Origin of the sequence: Cobetia sp. Ld8, from assembly GCF_045066615.1 — a bacterium.
In the GTDB taxonomy this organism is placed as follows: domain Bacteria; phylum Pseudomonadota; class Gammaproteobacteria; order Pseudomonadales; family Halomonadaceae; genus Cobetia; species Cobetia amphilecti.
Genome location: NZ_JBISHF010000008.1, coordinates 328,334 through 343,493 on the forward strand (window position 1 = coordinate 328,334; position 15,160 = coordinate 343,493).

At 63.3% G+C, this 15,160-nt stretch carries 9 protein-coding genes; 7 read left to right on the plus strand and 2 right to left on the minus strand.

Annotated elements, in window-relative coordinates; translation table 11 throughout:
• Window positions 1-16 precede the first annotated feature (16 nt).
• Both ctaD and coxB read right to left on the minus strand, forming a co-directional pair.
• The gene (gene ctaD, locus ACJJV2_RS12365; RefSeq protein ID WP_107335293.1) at window positions 17-1,669 is read right to left on the minus strand and encodes a cytochrome c oxidase subunit I; all 1,653 of its coding nucleotides are present in this window, start codon (window positions 1,667-1,669) and stop codon (window positions 17-19) included.
• Between the two features lie 30 nt (window positions 1,670-1,699).
• Complete coding sequence (gene coxB / locus ACJJV2_RS12370) at window positions 1,700-2,860, minus strand: cytochrome c oxidase subunit II (RefSeq protein WP_405281277.1); 1,161 nt, start codon at window positions 2,858-2,860, stop codon at window positions 1,700-1,702.
• Window positions 2,861-3,304: 444 nt separating this feature from the next.
• Here coxB and ACJJV2_RS12375 point away from each other — a divergent pair, with 444 nt between their 5' ends.
• The 7 genes from ACJJV2_RS12375 to pqiB all read left to right on the plus strand — a co-directional run bounded on the left by ACJJV2_RS12375 (window position 3,305) and on the right by pqiB (window position 15,150).
• The gene (locus tag ACJJV2_RS12375) at window positions 3,305-5,053 is read left to right on the plus strand and encodes a carbon starvation protein A (protein ID WP_405281280.1); all 1,749 of its coding nucleotides are present in this window, start codon (window positions 3,305-3,307) and stop codon (window positions 5,051-5,053) included.
• Window positions 5,043-5,363, plus strand: a complete 321-nt coding sequence (locus ACJJV2_RS12380; RefSeq protein ID WP_199852375.1) for a cory-CC-star protein — start codon at window positions 5,043-5,045, stop codon at window positions 5,361-5,363. The genes ACJJV2_RS12375 and ACJJV2_RS12380 overlap by 11 nt, the downstream gene beginning before the upstream one ends.
• Window positions 5,354-6,568, plus strand: coding sequence for an ArsA family ATPase (locus ACJJV2_RS12385; RefSeq protein WP_405281284.1), 1,215 nt, complete (start codon window positions 5,354-5,356; stop codon window positions 6,566-6,568). Before ACJJV2_RS12380 ends, ACJJV2_RS12385 begins: the two co-directional genes overlap by 10 nt.
• Before the next feature lie 540 nt (window positions 6,569-7,108).
• Window positions 7,109-8,407 carry an efflux RND transporter periplasmic adaptor subunit gene (locus ACJJV2_RS12390; RefSeq protein WP_405281287.1) on the plus strand — a complete coding sequence of 433 codons (1,299 nt, stop codon included), beginning with the start codon at window positions 7,109-7,111 and terminating at the stop codon, window positions 8,405-8,407.
• A gap of 101 nt (window positions 8,408-8,508) precedes the next feature.
• The gene (locus ACJJV2_RS12395) at window positions 8,509-11,640 is read left to right on the plus strand and encodes an efflux RND transporter permease subunit (RefSeq protein WP_192838457.1); all 3,132 of its coding nucleotides are present in this window, start codon (window positions 8,509-8,511) and stop codon (window positions 11,638-11,640) included.
• Between the two features lie 376 nt (window positions 11,641-12,016).
• Window positions 12,017-13,519: a PqiA/YebS family transporter subunit gene (locus tag ACJJV2_RS12400; RefSeq protein WP_405281290.1), complete on the plus strand. Its 1,503-nt coding sequence runs from the start codon at window positions 12,017-12,019 to the stop codon at window positions 13,517-13,519.
• Entirely contained in the window at window positions 13,516-15,150 is a 1,635-nt protein-coding gene (gene pqiB / locus ACJJV2_RS12405; RefSeq protein WP_284892264.1) for an intermembrane transport protein PqiB, read from the plus strand. Before ACJJV2_RS12400 ends, pqiB begins: the two co-directional genes overlap by 4 nt.
• Window positions 15,151-15,160 lie beyond the last annotated feature (10 nt).

Consider the following 15,160-nt stretch of genomic DNA (forward strand, 5'->3'; position numbering starts at 1 on the left):
GGCCGCTGTCCATTGCTCAGCGGATGATCTGGCCATCGCGGGTCTGCGGAGGAATCTCGAAGGTATGCAGCGGCGCCGGGCTCGGCACGCTCCACTCCAGGTCCACCGCGCCCTCCCAGGCACACGCCGGCGCTCTGACACCGCCGCGCGCGCACTTGACGATCACGACCAGGAACAGCAGCTGCGAGATACCGAACAGGAAGGCGCCGATGCTGGACAGCATGTTGAAGTCGGCGAATTGCAGCGCGTAATCCGGGATGCGGCGCGGCATGCCGGCCAGCCCCGAGAAGTGCATCGGGAAGAAGGTCAGGTTGACGCCGATGACCGACAGCCAGAAATGCCACTTCGAGAGCCCTTCATGGGGATAGAAGCCGGTCCACTTGGGCAGCCAGTAGTAGGCTCCGGCGAGAATCGCGAACAGCGCGCCGGGCACCAGCACATAGTGGAAATGCGCCACCACGAAGTAGGTGTCGTGGTACTGGAAATCCGCCGGGGCGATGGCCAGCATCAGGCCCGAGAAGCCGCCGATGGTGAACTGGACGATGAAGGCGATCGCAAACAGCATCGGGGGCTCGAAGCTGATGGAGCCGCGGAACATGGTGGCGATCCAGTTGAAGACCTTCACGCCGGTCGGCACCGCGATCAGCATCGTCGTGTACATGAAGAAAAGTTCCGCCACCAGTGGCAGGCCGACGGCGAACATGTGATGCGCCCAGACCAGGAAGGACATGATCGCGATGGAGCCAGTGGCGTAGACCATCGAGGCGTAACCGAACAGCCGCTTGCGCGAGAAGGTCGGCACGATGGCGGACACGATGCCGAAGGCCGGCAGGATCATGATGTAGACCTCGGGATGCCCGAAGAACCAGAACAGATGCTGGAACAGCACCGGGTCGCCGCCACCGGCGGCATTGAAGTAGCTGGTGCCGAAGTTGATGTCGAACAGCATCATGGTGATGGCGCCCGCCAGCACCGGCATCACCGCGATCAGCAGGAAGGCGGTGATCAGCCAGGTCCAGACGAACAGCGGCATGTCCATCAGGCGCATGCCCGGGGCACGCAGATTGAGGATGGTGGCGATGATGTTGATGGCGCCGAGAATCGAGCTGATGCCGGCGATGTGCAGCGAGAAGATGAAGAAGCTGGTCGAAGGCGGCGCATAGGTGGTGGACAGCGGCGCATAGAAAGTCCAGCCGAAATTGGGGCCACCGCCCTCCATCAGCAGGGTGGAAAGCAGCAACAGGAAGGCGACCGGCAACAGCCAGAAGCTGAAGTTGTTGAGGCGCGGCAGCGCCATGTCGGGCGCGCCGATCTGCAGCGGAATCATCCAGTTGGCCAGCCCGGTGAAGGCCGGCATGATGGCGCCGAACACCATGATCAGCCCGTGCATGGTGGTCATCTGGTTGAAGAACTCCGGCTGCACCATCTGCAGGCCGGGCTGGAACAGCTCGGTGCGGATCACCAGCGCCATGATGCCGCCGATGAACAGCATGCTCAGCGAGAAGATCAGATAGAGGGTGCCGATATCCTTGTGATTGGTGGTCAGCAGCCAGCGCAGCATGCCGCGCGGCGCGCTGCCGTGGCCCTCGCCCACATGAGCGCCGCCTGCGGTGGCCCCCTCGCTCTCGCTGGCCTGAAGTACCGCCTTGCGTGGCTGTTCACTGGCCATGACACGCCTCCTGAATGCGTCGCTTGCACGCTATTGAGACAGCTGTTCCTTGATGACGGCTGGCTGCACCAGCTCGCCGGTATCGTTGCCCCAGGCGTTGCGCTCATAGGTGATGACAGCCGCCAGCTCGACCGGGCTCAGCACATCGGCGAAGGCCGCCATGGGCGTGCCCGCCTTGCCGTTGACCACGATATCGATGTGCGCCTGCATGTCCTGGGTGACGATGGCGCTGCCCACCAGCGAGGGGAACGCCGGCGGCATGCCCTGGCCATCCGGCTGGTGACAGGAGGCACAGATGGTGGCGTAGGTCTTCTCGCCCTTCTCCATCAGCTCCTCGAGACTCCAGTCACGACCGGCATCGTTGAGCGCGGCCTCGGCTTCGGCCTTGCGCGCGATCAGCCACTCATCGAACTCGGCCTCCGGCAACGCCTCGACCACCACCGGCATGAAGCCGTGGTCCTTGCCGCACAGCTCGGTGCACTGGCCACGATAGGTGCCGGGGGTCTCGATACGCGTCCAGGCCTCATTGATGAAGCCGGGGATGGCGTCCTTCTTGACGCCGAAGTCCGGCACCCACCAGGAGTGGATGACGTCGGCGGAGGTGGTCAGGAAGCGCACCTTGCGATTGATGGGCAACACCAGCGGGTTGTCGACTTCCAGCAGGTAATGCTCGCCCTTGGCGGCGGTGTTGTTGATCTGCTCGCGCGGGGTCGCGAGGCTTGAGGTGAAGGCGACATCCTCGCCCAGATACTCGTACTGCCAGCGCCATTGATGGCCGGTGATCTTCACGTCCAGCGCCGACTCGGAGGCGTCGTACATGTCCTTGAGCGTGGCGGTGGCAGGCACCGCCATCACCACCAGGATCAACAGCGGGATGGCGGTCCACAGAATCTCGATACGGGTATTTTCATGGAAGCTTGCCGATACCGCACCGCGTGACTTGCGGTGCTTGATCATCGCGTAGCCCATGACACCGAACACCACGATGCCGATGACCACACAGATCCAGAAGATGATCATGTGCAGCGAGTGGATCTCGCGGCTGACCGCGGTGACCCCGACCGGCATGTTGTATTCGACTGCCAGCACCGAAGAGGAAAGGGCTGTCAGTGTCAGGGTCGTCACTGTGCGTCGCAAGCGCAGACGCATTGGCCTGGTGACACGGGAAAGGCATTCCGCGATCCATGACATCGGCGCCTCCTTGTCATTGTTATCGAGAGCCTCACCCAGATGACGGCGCTGAGCGGCTCCCCGTGCTCCGACTTGCTTCGAGTATAGAAGAGCTTGGCGGAACACAAGGTCGCGTGGATCAACCCACTGATACTCCTTGGTCGCAAGGCAGAGCGAGGCAAAAACGGCTACCCCGCGCGTGATGCCGCCTGAGCACAAGGCGGTGGCGCGCTTCTGCGTTCAGTCCACGCAGAGAGGCGGCGATTGAGTCATTGCCAAGAAGTCGGCTCGCGACATGCCGGCGCGCGTCGGGGCGACCAATGGCGAAGTTATATGCGCATTTATCGATGTTAGCGTCACGCCGATCTGCATCAGTGTGTTGAAAGCCCTCCGGCACGCGTCCAGACACCTGACACACGCCAATACGCCCTACTCAATCCATCACCACGCCCCTCGGAATCTGCCATGAACGCCATCTGGCTTGCCCTGTTCGGCTGCGTTGCCTTCGCCATCGGCTATCGCTTCTATTCCCGCTTTCTGGCCGAACGCATCTTCCGCCTCGACCCGAATTTCGTGACGCCAGCCCACGCGCTGCGCGATGACACCGACTACCTGCCGACCAATCGTTGGGTGCTGTGGGGCCACCATTTCACCTCGGTGGCGGGCGCAGCCCCCATCGTCGGTCCGGCGATCGCCGTCTACTGGGGCTGGCTGCCGGCCGTGCTGTGGGTCGTGCTGGGCAGTCTGTTCGCCGCAGGCGTGCATGATTTCGGCACCTTGACGCTGTCGGCGCGCCATCGCGGCCAGTCGGTCGGCACCCTGGCGGACAAGCTGATCGGCAAGCGTGCCAAGCTGCTGTTTCTTTTCATCATCCTGATTCTGGTCCTGATGCTGAACGCGGTGTTCGCCTGGGTGATCGCCAATCTGTTCATCAACTTCCCGGCCAGCGTGCTGTCGGTGCTGATCCAGATTCCGCTGGCGGTATGGATCGGCCATCGCGTCTATCGTCGTGGCGGCAAGATGTTGATTCCCTCGCTGCTCGCGCTGATGGTGATGTATGCCGCCGCCCTGCTGGCGGGTCAGTTCGAGTTCCTGCAGATCGATCTGGCCGGTGCCTTCACCGCCATGGCCGGTGGCGAGGATGGCACCCTGCTGTTCGGCCTTTCGCCCATCTCCAGCGCCTTCCTGGTGTGGATCATCGCGCTGATGAGCTATGTCTACATCGCCTCGGTATTGCCGGTCTGGAAGCTGCTGCAGCCACGCGACACCATCAACTCTCACCAGCTGGTGGTCGGGCTGGTACTGCTGTATCTGGGACTGGCCGTAGGTGGCCCGCAGCTGACGGCGCCGGCCTTCAACGCCGATGCCGAGATGTCCTTCTACCCGCTGCTGTTCATCACCATTGCCTGCGGCGCCATCTCGGGCTTCCACGGCCTGGTCGCCTCCGGCACCACCTCCAAGCAGCTGTCCCATGAACCGGATGCGCGCCTGATCGGTTACTCCGGTGCGCTGGGCGAAGGCATGCTGGCGCTGATTTCCATCATCGCGGTGGCGACCCTGTTCACAACCCAGGCCGACTTCACCGCAACCTATTCAAGCTTCGCCGCGGCGGGTGCCAATGGGCTCTCGAGCTTCGTTCAGGGGTCCGGTCAGCTGATCTCGCACCTCGGCCTGCCCGCCAATGTCGGCAGTACGCTGGTCGCGGTCATCGTGGTCAGCTTCGCGGCGACGACGCTGGACTCCGCCGTGCGCCTGATGCGCTACATCATCGCGGAACTGGGCAGCGAATACGGCATGCCGGCGCTCAGCCACAAGCATGTCGCCACCAGCATCGCCGTCATCGCCAGTGCCGCGCTGGTCATCCTGCCGCAGGGGCCCAAGGGCTTCGGTTCCGGCGGCTACCTGCTGTGGCCGTTGTTCGGCACCAGCAATCAGCTGCTGGCGGGCATCTCGCTGATGCTGGTGTCGGTGTGGCTCAAGCGTCAGGGCCGCCCTGTCATCTATACCCTGGCCCCGATGGTCTTTTTGATGATCATGACGCTGTGGGCGATGGTGAAGCAGGTGGTGCTGGATTGGTCGGGCATGGGCAGCAACGACCCGCAATGGCTGCTGTTCACCTTCGGCAGCCTGATCATGGTGTTCGCGCTGTGGATTCTGCTCGAAGCCAGCCGCAGCCTGAAGTCTCCCGCCCGGGTGAGCGCTCATGAGAGCTGATGACGATACCCGGTTGGCGTCATCACCCCGCCAGCCGGGTCTGACAAGGCGCCTGCTGACAGGCGCCATTCAGCTGCGGGATGGCTGGGAGGCCATGCTGCGCGTCAACCAGCAGCGCGATCTGGCGCAGCTTGCCCGTGAAGAGGAGGACATCTTCATGATGATGAGCTTCGCGGAGCTGATGGGCATCCCCAATCCGGCGCCGGCCGTCTCGCTGGAGATGCTGCCGCTGATGCTGGAACGCATGCATGACTGGCACCTGCGTCAGGGGCTTGAGCATTCACCGCTGGAGGGCATCAAGTGCTGTTAAGCAGGCTCTGGAAACGCGCAGCATCCCGCAAGGCGAAAGATACGGCTGTCTGGGAAGGCACTCAGCCGTCAGCGGCTCGCGAGACTTACGAGACTCACACTCCTCAGCCTGGCCGAGCGCCGGGGCAAGCCGGGAAATCGGAGCCCCCCGAGATCTGGTTCTTCGGTGGCAAGGGCGGTGTCGGCAAGACCAGCTGCGCGGCCGCGCAGGCGCTGGCACTGGCGGAGAAAGGCGAAGCGACCCTGCTGGTGTCGACGGACCCCGCGCACAATCTCGGCGACCTGTTCGGTGCGATCGGTGGCAAGCCCTGCAACATCGCGCCGCGCCTCGACGTGATGGAACTGGACCCCGAGCGGGAATGCGACCGCTACCTGGAGGCGGTCCGCCAGCGGATCGCCCCTCTGGTAAGTGGCGAGCGCAGTGCCACCGTGATGCGCCAGCTCGAACTGTCACGCCACGCCCCCGGCACCAGTGAAGCGGCACTCTTCGATGCACTGGTGGAGATCATCCTGACCCCGCCAGCCCCGCTGGAAGGTGAAGCTCCACACTATCGCCACATCCTGTTCGATACGGCCCCCAGCGGGCACACCATTCGCCTGCTCAGCCTGCCCGAAGTGCTGGGCGGCTGGTTGGAGGGCATGCTGGGCCAGCGCAGGCGCGCCATCGCCGAACGCAGCCTGTGGCTGGACAGTCAGCAGGCATCAGAGGCGCCAGGCGAAGAAGCGCCGGAAGACCCGATCAGCGAGGCGCTGGAGCAACGCCGTACGCGCTACGCAGCATTGCGTCAGCGCTTGAGCGATACCCGCCGGGCGCGCGTGATTCTGGTCAGCACGCCGGAGAAGCTGCCGTGTCTGGAGACAACTCGAACACGAGAGGCGCTGGAAGCCCATGGTCTGGCCGTCGGCGGATTGATCATCAATCAGTGCCTGCCGGAGCCCGCCGCGCAAGAGGCTGGCAAGTCCCCCTCAACGCCCCACGAGCCGCAGGCTGAGTGGGTCGCGACCTGGCGAGAACAGCAACGACACTGGGCCGCCAGACTGGAGGAGGCCTTCGCTGATCGCCCGCGCCTGCGTCTGCTGCGCCAACCACAGCTGCCGGAGGACCGCGCAAGCCTTGCCCCGCTGGTGGCACAATTCACGGCGTTCCGCCCCTGGTCACCCGCCCCTGCCGCGTCCTCTTGTGGTTGCGCTGCTCCCGCCAGATGACTCAAGAGGTCGCCCTGCGCTTCAGCCCCTCAGCGCTTCCGCTCTTTCACCCTCCCGCTTTCCCGCTTTCCCGCTCTCCCGACCTCACGCTGATCCGCTGATCCGCTGATCCGCCCTGTGCTGGCGACATGCATTCGCGTACAGGGCCGGGGAGTTCATCATTCAGACACTTCGACCTGATAACTTATTCAGAATTTGCGCATATTGGTGCACCATCACTGCCCTGGCCTCACCTGACTTGTGCACGCACCTTGCGTGAGGCGAGACATGTGCACGCCTGCGGGCATGGCAAGCGAATTGCATTGTCTTGCATCCCCTCCATGAGGTTCAGAATGCTGCTCACATGGCAACAATCTGTTGCAACAGGGTGCGCAATAACTGCACAAAACAACCATACAGTCGCCTCGCCATTCCGATAGAATAGCGGGCTAAATATATTCCTCATCATGACATCGTTGCTTTGACCTGCCGCGCCTGCGGTGAGTCACAATGTGGCGATAGTGACGCACTTCAGCCCCTGAATTTCGTAAAGGACGCTCCATGGCCCCGACTTCCCCCAGTCAATCCCGCTTGCAGAGACACCCATTGGCTTTCAATGCCCGCCGCCTCGGCCTGCTTCCGGCAAGCCTGCTGCTGGTCGGTGCCCTGCTGGCCGGCTGTAGCGGCGACAAGGAAGAGGCTGGCCAAGGCTCCGCCGCAGGCGCCAGCCAGGCCGCTCAGGTCGATGTCGTCACCGTCACCGCCCAGGATGTACCGCTCACCAGCGAACTTCCGGGCCGCACGCGTGCCTATCAGATCGCGGAAGTGCGTCCGCAGGTCGGCGGTATCATCGAATCGCGCGACTTCACCGAAGGCAGTGACGTCGAGGAAGGTCAGGTGCTCTATCACATCGATTCGCGCACCTATCGCGCCGATGTCGAGAGCGCCAAGGCGAGCCTGGCGCGTGCCGAGGCGAGCCTCAACACCTCGAGCCTCAAGGCCAAGCGCTACAAGAATCTCGTCGCGCGCAAGATGGTCAGCCAGCAGGATTATGATGATGCCGTGGCCACCGTCGGCGAAGACCGTGCCGATGTCGCCTCGGCCAAGGCCGCGGTATCCAGCGCGCAGATCAACCTGGATTACACCAAGGTCACCGCACCGATCAGTGGTCGTATCGGCAAGTCCAGCGTCACCAAGGGCGCACTGGTCACGGCCAGTCAGGAAACCAGCCTGGCCACCGTCCAGCAGCTGGACCCCATCTATGTCGACCTGACCCAGTCCGCCACCGAGGTGCTGCGTCTCAAGCGTGAGCTGGGCGAGAATCGCGATGCCGCCACCGCCCCGGTCCAGACGGAAGTCGAGCTGGTGATGGAAGACGGCAGCGTCTATGGCGCCAAGGGCAAGCTGCAGTTCGCGGATGTCACTGTCGACCAGGGAACCGGCATGGTCACGCTGCGCGCACTGTTCCCCAACGAAGATGAGCTGCTGTTGCCGGGCATGTTCGTGCGTGCCCGCCTGACCGAAGCCGTCGCCAAGGAAGCCATCCTGATTCCGCAGAAGGCCGTGAGCCGTGACAGCAAGGGCCAGGCCAGCGTGATGACGGTCAATGCCGAGAACAAGGTCGAGGCCAAGCAGATCGTGATCGGTCAGGCCATCGACAATCAGTGGCTGGTGACCAGCGGCCTCGACAGCAATGACAAGGTCATCGTCAGCGGTCTGCAGAAGATCAAGCCGGGTGCCACGGTCGAGATCGCCTCGGACGAGACAGGCACTGACCAGAACGCCGCACCTCAGTCGCGGACTGCTGCCAGCAGCGACTCCTCGGAAAGTGAACAGGCCAAGACCGGCGATAGCCAGTAAGCCTGCCCCCGCTTTTCGCGCCACTGTCGCCAGTCAGACGAGAGACGCTTCTCGTGTGATTGGCGACCGTCCCGAACGACGTTCCAGGAGCCTCAAACGTCATGGCCAGATTCTTCATCGATCGCCCTATCTTTGCCTGGGTGCTCGCCATCATCGTGATGCTGGGGGGTATCTTCAGTATCCTCAAGCTACCGATCGAGCAGTACCCCTCGCTGGCCCCTACCAGCATCACCATTCAGGCCACCTACTCCGGTGCCTCCGCCCAGACGGTGGAAGACACGGTGACCCAGGTCATCGAGCAGCAGATGAACGGCATCGACAATCTGCTGTACATGAGCTCGACCTCGGACTCCCAGGGCAACGCCAGCATCGAGCTGAGCTTTGACACCGGCACCGATCCCGACATCGCCCAGGTTCAGGTACAGAACAAGCTGCAGCTGGCCACTCCGCGCCTGCCGCAATCCGTACAGAACCAGGGTGTCTCGGTCACCAAGTCCTCCGGCAGCTTCCTGATGGTCGCGGCCTTCGTCTCTGACGATGGCAGCATGACCAAGCAGCAATTGACCGACTATGTCGCCTCCGACATCCAGGATGAGGTCGCGCGTGTCCAGGGCGTCGGCGAGACCCAGCTGTTCGGCGCGCCGGGGGCCATGCGTGTCTGGCTCGACCCGCAGAAGCTCAACAACTTCAAGCTGACCACCAGCGACGTCACCACGGCCATCAGCACGCAGAACAACCAGATCGCCTCGGGCCAGCTGGGCAATCTGCCGGCGGAAGAAGGCCAGCAGCTCAACGCCACCATCGTGGCGCAGACCCTGTTTGAAACGCCGGAGCAGTTCGGCAACATCCTGCTCAAGACCCAGGAAGATGGCTCTCAGGTCTATCTGCGTGACGTCGGTCGCGCCGAGAAAGGCGCCGAGACCTACAGCACCGTCAGCCGCTACAACGGCAAGCCTGCTGCAGGCCTGGGGATCAAGCTGGCCTCGGGCGCCAACGCGCTGGACACCGTCCAGGCCGTCAAGGACCGCCTCGATGAGCTGTCCGCCTACTTCCCGCCGGGCATGAGCTTCAAGGTTCCGTACGACACCTCGCCCTTCGTCAAGATCTCCATCGAAGAAGTGGTGATGACACTGCTGGAAGCCGTGGCACTGGTCTTCCTGGTGATGCTGCTGTTCCTGCAGAACTTCCGCGCCACCCTGATTCCGACCATCGCGGTACCGGTCGTGCTGCTGGGCACCTTCGGGGTGCTGGAAGTGCTGGGCTTCTCCATCAATACCCTGACGATGTTCGCCATGGTGCTCGCCATCGGGTTATTGGTCGACGATGCGATCGTGGTGGTGGAAAACGTCGAACGCGTCATGCACGAAGAGAAGCTCTCGCCACTGGAAGCGACTCGCAAGTCGATGGGCCAGATCACCGGCGCACTGGTGGGTATCGGCCTGGTGCTGTCATCCGTGTTCATTCCGATGGCCTTCTTCCCCGGCACCACCGGCGCGATCTTCCGTCAGTTCTCGGTGACCATCGTCTCGGCGATGACGCTGTCCGTACTGGTGGCGTTGATCCTGACGCCGGCCCTGTGCGCCACCCTGCTCAAGCCGACCAAGGAGAAGACCACCGGCTTCTTCGGCCTCTTCAATCGGGTCTTCGATCGCTCCAACGCGCGTTACCAGAAAGGCGTTGGCGGCATGCTCAAGCGCACCGGTCGCTCGATGCTGGTCTATGCATTGATCGTCGTCGGCTGTGGCGTGGTGTTCACGCGCATCTCGACCGGCTTCTTGCCGGATGAGGATCAGGGCTATCTGTTCAACCAGGTCATCCTGCCGGTGGGCTCCACTCAGGAACAGACGCTCGAGACGCTGGAAAAGGTCGAGCATCACTTCCTGGTCGATCAGGAAGATGCGGTTCAGGAAATGTTCGACGTCGCCGGCTTCAGCTTCGCCGGTCGCGGTCAGAACATGGGGCTGGCCTTCATCAACCTGAAGCCGTGGGATGAGCGCGAGCGCGATTCCTTCAGCGTGGTCAGTGAAGCACAGAGCTACTTCAGCACCTTGAAGGAAGCCCTGGTCTTCGCCATCAACCCGCCGCCGATCATGGAACTGGGCAACGCCAGCGGCTTCGACATGATGCTGGTCGACCGTGGCGGCATCGGCCACAAGGCACTGACCGACGCGCGCAACCAGCTGCTGGGCATGGCGGGCCAGAATCCGGCCGTGACCGGCCTGCGCCCCAATGGTCTGGAAGACAGCCCGCAGTTCACGCTCAATATCGATGAACTCAAGGCGACGGCGATGGGGGTCTCGCTGTCAGAGGTCTACTCGACGCTTTCCACGGCGTGGGGCTCGACCTACGTCAATGACTTCCTCGACAACGGTCGTACCAAGAAGGTCTACGTGCAGGCGGAAGCCAGTGCCCGCATGCAGCCGGAAGACCTCAAGAAGTGGTACGTACGCAACACCTCCGGCGAGATGGTGCCGCTGAGCGCCTTCATCAACGGCGAGTGGACCTACGGGTCGCCGCAGCTGGAACGCTACAACGGCGTCTCCTCGATGGAACTGCTGGGACAGGCGGCACCGGGTTACTCCACCGGTGAGGCCATGCAGGCCATGGAAGAGATGGTCAGCCAGCTCAACAATGGCGTCGCGCTGGAATGGACCGGCATCTCGCTGCAGGAATCCCAGAGTGGCGGCATGGCACCGTATCTGTATGCCATCTCGCTGGTCTTCGTCTTCCTGTGTCTGGCCGCGCTGTATGAGAGCTGGAGCATTCCGTTCTCCGTCATGCTGGTGGTACCGCTGGGGGTGCTGGGTGCCCTGCTCGCCACCTGGATGCGCGGACTCGACAATGACGTCTACTTCCAGGTCGGCCTGGTGACGACCATCGGGCTCTCGGCCAAGAACGCGATCCTGATCGTCGAGTTCGCCAAGGACCTTGAAGTGCAAGGTCGCTCGCTGATCGATGCCACCATGGAAGCCGTGCGCATGCGTCTGCGCCCGATCCTGATGACCTCGCTGGCCTTCACCCTGGGTGCCGTGCCACTGGCCATCTCGACGGGTGCGGGTGCCGCCAGCCGTCACGCCATCGGTAACGGCGTGATCGGCGGGATGATCTCGGCCACGGTGCTGGCGATCTTCCTGGTGCCGGTCTGCTATGTGGTCGTGCGCCGCCTCTTCGGTGAGCCGAAGGACCTCAAGCGAGCCCACGAAGCGGCCCGCCAGGAGGATGACCTTGTCTGATCTCTGATCACGACAGAAGCCTCATTGCTGTCACATTGCGTGACGGCCCTGCACGCCGCCCTCTCCGGGCGGCGTGCCTGTTTGCAGGCTGGCAAAAAAAGGCGCGCTCACGCGGCAAGCATTGAGTGCCATCAGCCTTTTGCGGCATCATGCTACTATCGAACACTGTTTGCCTGCGCAGGCCTGGTGCTCCTACAGCTCCTATACCTTCGCAGGTCCGCGTGTGCATGGGGCCAGGCCACTGACGGCGCATCCCCGAGAGCGCTTCCCCAAGAGCGCAACCACAGGCGTGGTCAAGCCGCGACTGACAACGCCTCTGCGCATGCCCCGAACACGCGCGGCACGGCGATACACCACCCGATCCCGCTGGAGCGACATGCCTCGTCCCCTTGCTGCCCTGCGCCGCTACACCCGGCGTACCTTTGAAACCCGTGATCCGCCGCAGGTGTTCGCGCCTGTCACGTCAGGCGTGTCACGGCGGCGGATGCGTGCCTGCGAGTGCTGCGATCTCGTCGTGGCCCTGCCGGCGCTCAAGGCCGGCGAGCGCGCCCGCTGCCCGCGCTGCGATCATCTGTTCGCCCAGCGCCACGCCCATGCCGTGCAACGCACCCTGGCACTGGCGATGGCGTGCCTGGTGATGCTGGTGCTGACGCTGCCCTTCGAGTTCATCGCCTTTGCCACCAGTGGCATCTCGGCAAGCCTCAGCCTGATCGATACGCCAGCCGCCCTGACGGCCGAGTCCTATCCTTCCCTGGCCGTGCTGCTGATCCTGACCATCGTGATGCTGCCGGCGCTCTACCTGCTGGGCGTCATCTACACCCATGCGGCCATCGGGCTGAAACTGCCCTTGCCGGGCATTCGCGGCATTGCGCGCACCCTGAGCCACCTGCGCCCGTGGATGATGGCGGATGTGTTTCTAGTCGGCGTGATGGTGAGCCTGGTCAAGATCGCCGGCATGGCCGATATCAGCTTCGGCCCTTCCTTCTGGGCGTTCTGCGCCTTCGCCCTGCTGATGACCAAGACGCTGGCCAGCATCGATGGAGATCGCATGTGGTTCGCACTGGCGGGCGAGCCAGCCGCCCCCAGCGGTACGCTGCCAGGCATCGGCGCCGCCTTGCAGGGATTGGCCAGTTGCCATAGCTGCGGCCTGATCAACGCCTGCGGCGAACGGGAGGCGCACACCCACTGCCGCCGCTGTGGCGACCCTGTCCATCAGCGCAAGACGCAGAGCCTGCAGCGCACCTGGGCGTGGCTGATCGCGGCGGCGATTCTGTACATCCCCGCCAACCTCTTCCCGATCATGACCACGGTCAGCCTCGGGGAGAATGACCCGCAGACGATTGCCGGTGGCATCGTGGTGCTCTGGTCACATGGTGACTGGCCTATCGCGATGGTCATCTTCATCGCCAGCATCCTGGTGCCGGCCTCGAAGATGATCGCCATCGCCTGGCTGTGCATCAGCGCCCAGCGCCCCGAGGTGCAGCATGCGCGAGCGCGGGTGGCCCTGTACCGCATCACCGAATATGTCGGGCGCTGGTCGATGGTCGATGTCTTCGTGGTGGCGCTGCTGGCCGCGTTGATCCAGCTGGGCGCGCTGATGTCGGTCCACCCGGGGCCCGCGGCGCTGTCCTTTGCCTGCGTGGTGGTGCTGACGATGCTGTCGGCGTTGAGCTTCGACCCACGCCTTGTCTGGGACACCGAGACGGAGAAGACGATGATGGCGAACACGCTGTTCGGTGATCTGCCGCTGACGCCGCTGACGGGCTCCGCGTCTCTTGCCGCGTCCTCGCAGGCCACGCCTCCGTTCACGACGCCATTCACGACCCCGAATGCTTCCCGCAATCCCCCTTCCGCTGCCGCCTCACAGGATGACTTATGAGTGATGATTCTCGCGCACGTCGTGAAAGTCGACGCCGCCTTTCGCCGATCTGGATAGTCCCGATCGTGGCCCTGCTGATCGGCGCCTGGATGGTGTGGCACAACTACGCCAGCCGTGGCCCGCTGATCACGATCGAAATGGAGACGGCGGAAGGTATCGAGGCGGGCAAGACCCTGATCAAGACCCGTAACGTCGAGGTCGGCAAGGTCGAATCCGTGCGTCTGTCGGACAATCTCGACAAGACCATCGTCACCGCGCGCATGTCCAAGGACAGCGAGCGCATGCTCAATGCCGACTCGCGGCTCTGGGTCGTGAAGCCGCGCATCGGTCGTGAGGGCATCAGTGGCCTCAACACCGTGCTGTCGGGGGCCTATATCCAACTTCAGCCCGGCGACAGTCGCGATGAGGAGGATCACTTCGTGGCACTGGAGCAACCGCCGGTGACGACGCAGGACGCCAAGGGGCTGCGCATCGACCTCACCAGCAACGATGGCAGCGTGCTGTCGGATGGCGACCCCGTCACCTACGAAGGCTTCGTGGTCGGGCGCGTGGAATCCAGCGAGTTCCGCCCCAGCGAGAAGGAAATGCACTACACCCTGTATATCGACTCGCCCTACCATGAGCTGGTGACCTCCACCACGCGCTTCTGGTCCACCAGCGGGGTCAGCCTGCGCCTGGATTCCCAGGGCCTGCAGGTCGATGTCGGGTCACTGGAAAGCGTACTGAGCGGAGGGGTGGCCTTCGGCATTCCCGAAGACCTGCCGCGTGGTCGTCCGGTGGTCGAAAACACCTCCTTCACGCTGTACTCCGACCAGGAAGAGGCCCGTGAAGGCAGCTTCCACCAGGCCATCGACTACGTGATCATGGTCGACGATACCGTGCGTGGCCTGTCGCGCGGCGCGCCGGTGGAATTCCGCGGCGTCCGTCTCGGCACCGTGGTCAGCGTGCCCTATCGCCTGACCCACCAGCGCGTGCGGACGCTGTCGAGCTTCGAGATTCCGGTGCTGATTCGCATCGAGCCTGAACGCCTCGAGGGGCAAGTGGATGATGAAGGCGTGGCCCAGTGGAAGAAGCGCCTCGAGCGCCTCTTCAAGCGCGGCATGCGCGCGACGCTGAAATCCGGCAACCTGCTGACCGGCGCCCTGTTCGTCGATCTCGACTTCTATGACAGTCCGCCGCCCTACAAGGCCGATACCTTCGATGATATCGAGGTCATGCCGAGCGTCTCGGGAGGGCTGGCGCAGATGGAAGCCAAGCTCAATGCCCTGCTCGACAAGCTCAATGCACTCGATGTCGAGCCGGTACTGAGCAACCTGAACAAGACGCTGTCGGCCTCCGAGAGTCTGGTCAAGCGCCTCGACAAGACGGCCGGTCATGTCGATAGCCTGCTGGGTTCCGAGGCGGTACAGAAACTGCCGGGCGATATCAGCACCAGCATCGACAACCTCAATCGCACCCTGGATGGCCTGACACCGGATTCTTCCGCCTACCGCAAGCTGGAAGGCGATCTCGAACGACTGGACCGCGTGCTCAAGAAGGCGGAACCGCTGCTCGACACGCTGGAGAAGAATCCCTCCAGCCTGATCTTCGACAAGCCGACCACTCGCGATCCGATTCCAAGGGCCCAATGATGACGACAGC

Excerpts from the sequence above, each read along its gene's own strand:
- ACJJV2_RS12395 (WP_192838457.1), top strand. The coding sequence starts at position 8,509 with ATGGCCAGATTCTTCATCGATCGCCCTATCTTTGCCTGGGTGCTCGCC.
- ACJJV2_RS12390 (WP_405281287.1), top strand. The coding sequence starts at position 7,109 with ATGGCCCCGACTTCCCCCAGTCAATCCCGCTTGCAGAGACACCCATTG.
- pqiB (WP_284892264.1), top strand. The coding sequence starts at position 13,516 with ATGAGTGATGATTCTCGCGCACGTCGTGAAAGTCGACGCCGCCTTTCG.
- ctaD (WP_107335293.1), bottom strand. The coding sequence starts at position 1,669 with ATGGCCAGTGAACAGCCACGCAAGGCGGTACTTCAGGCCAGCGAGAGC.
- ACJJV2_RS12400 (WP_405281290.1), top strand. The coding sequence starts at position 12,017 with ATGCCTCGTCCCCTTGCTGCCCTGCGCCGCTACACCCGGCGTACCTTT.
- ACJJV2_RS12380 (WP_199852375.1), top strand. The coding sequence starts at position 5,043 with ATGAGAGCTGATGACGATACCCGGTTGGCGTCATCACCCCGCCAGCCG.
- coxB (WP_405281277.1), bottom strand. The coding sequence starts at position 2,860 with ATGTCATGGATCGCGGAATGCCTTTCCCGTGTCACCAGGCCAATGCGT.
- ACJJV2_RS12375 (WP_405281280.1), top strand. The coding sequence starts at position 3,305 with ATGAACGCCATCTGGCTTGCCCTGTTCGGCTGCGTTGCCTTCGCCATC.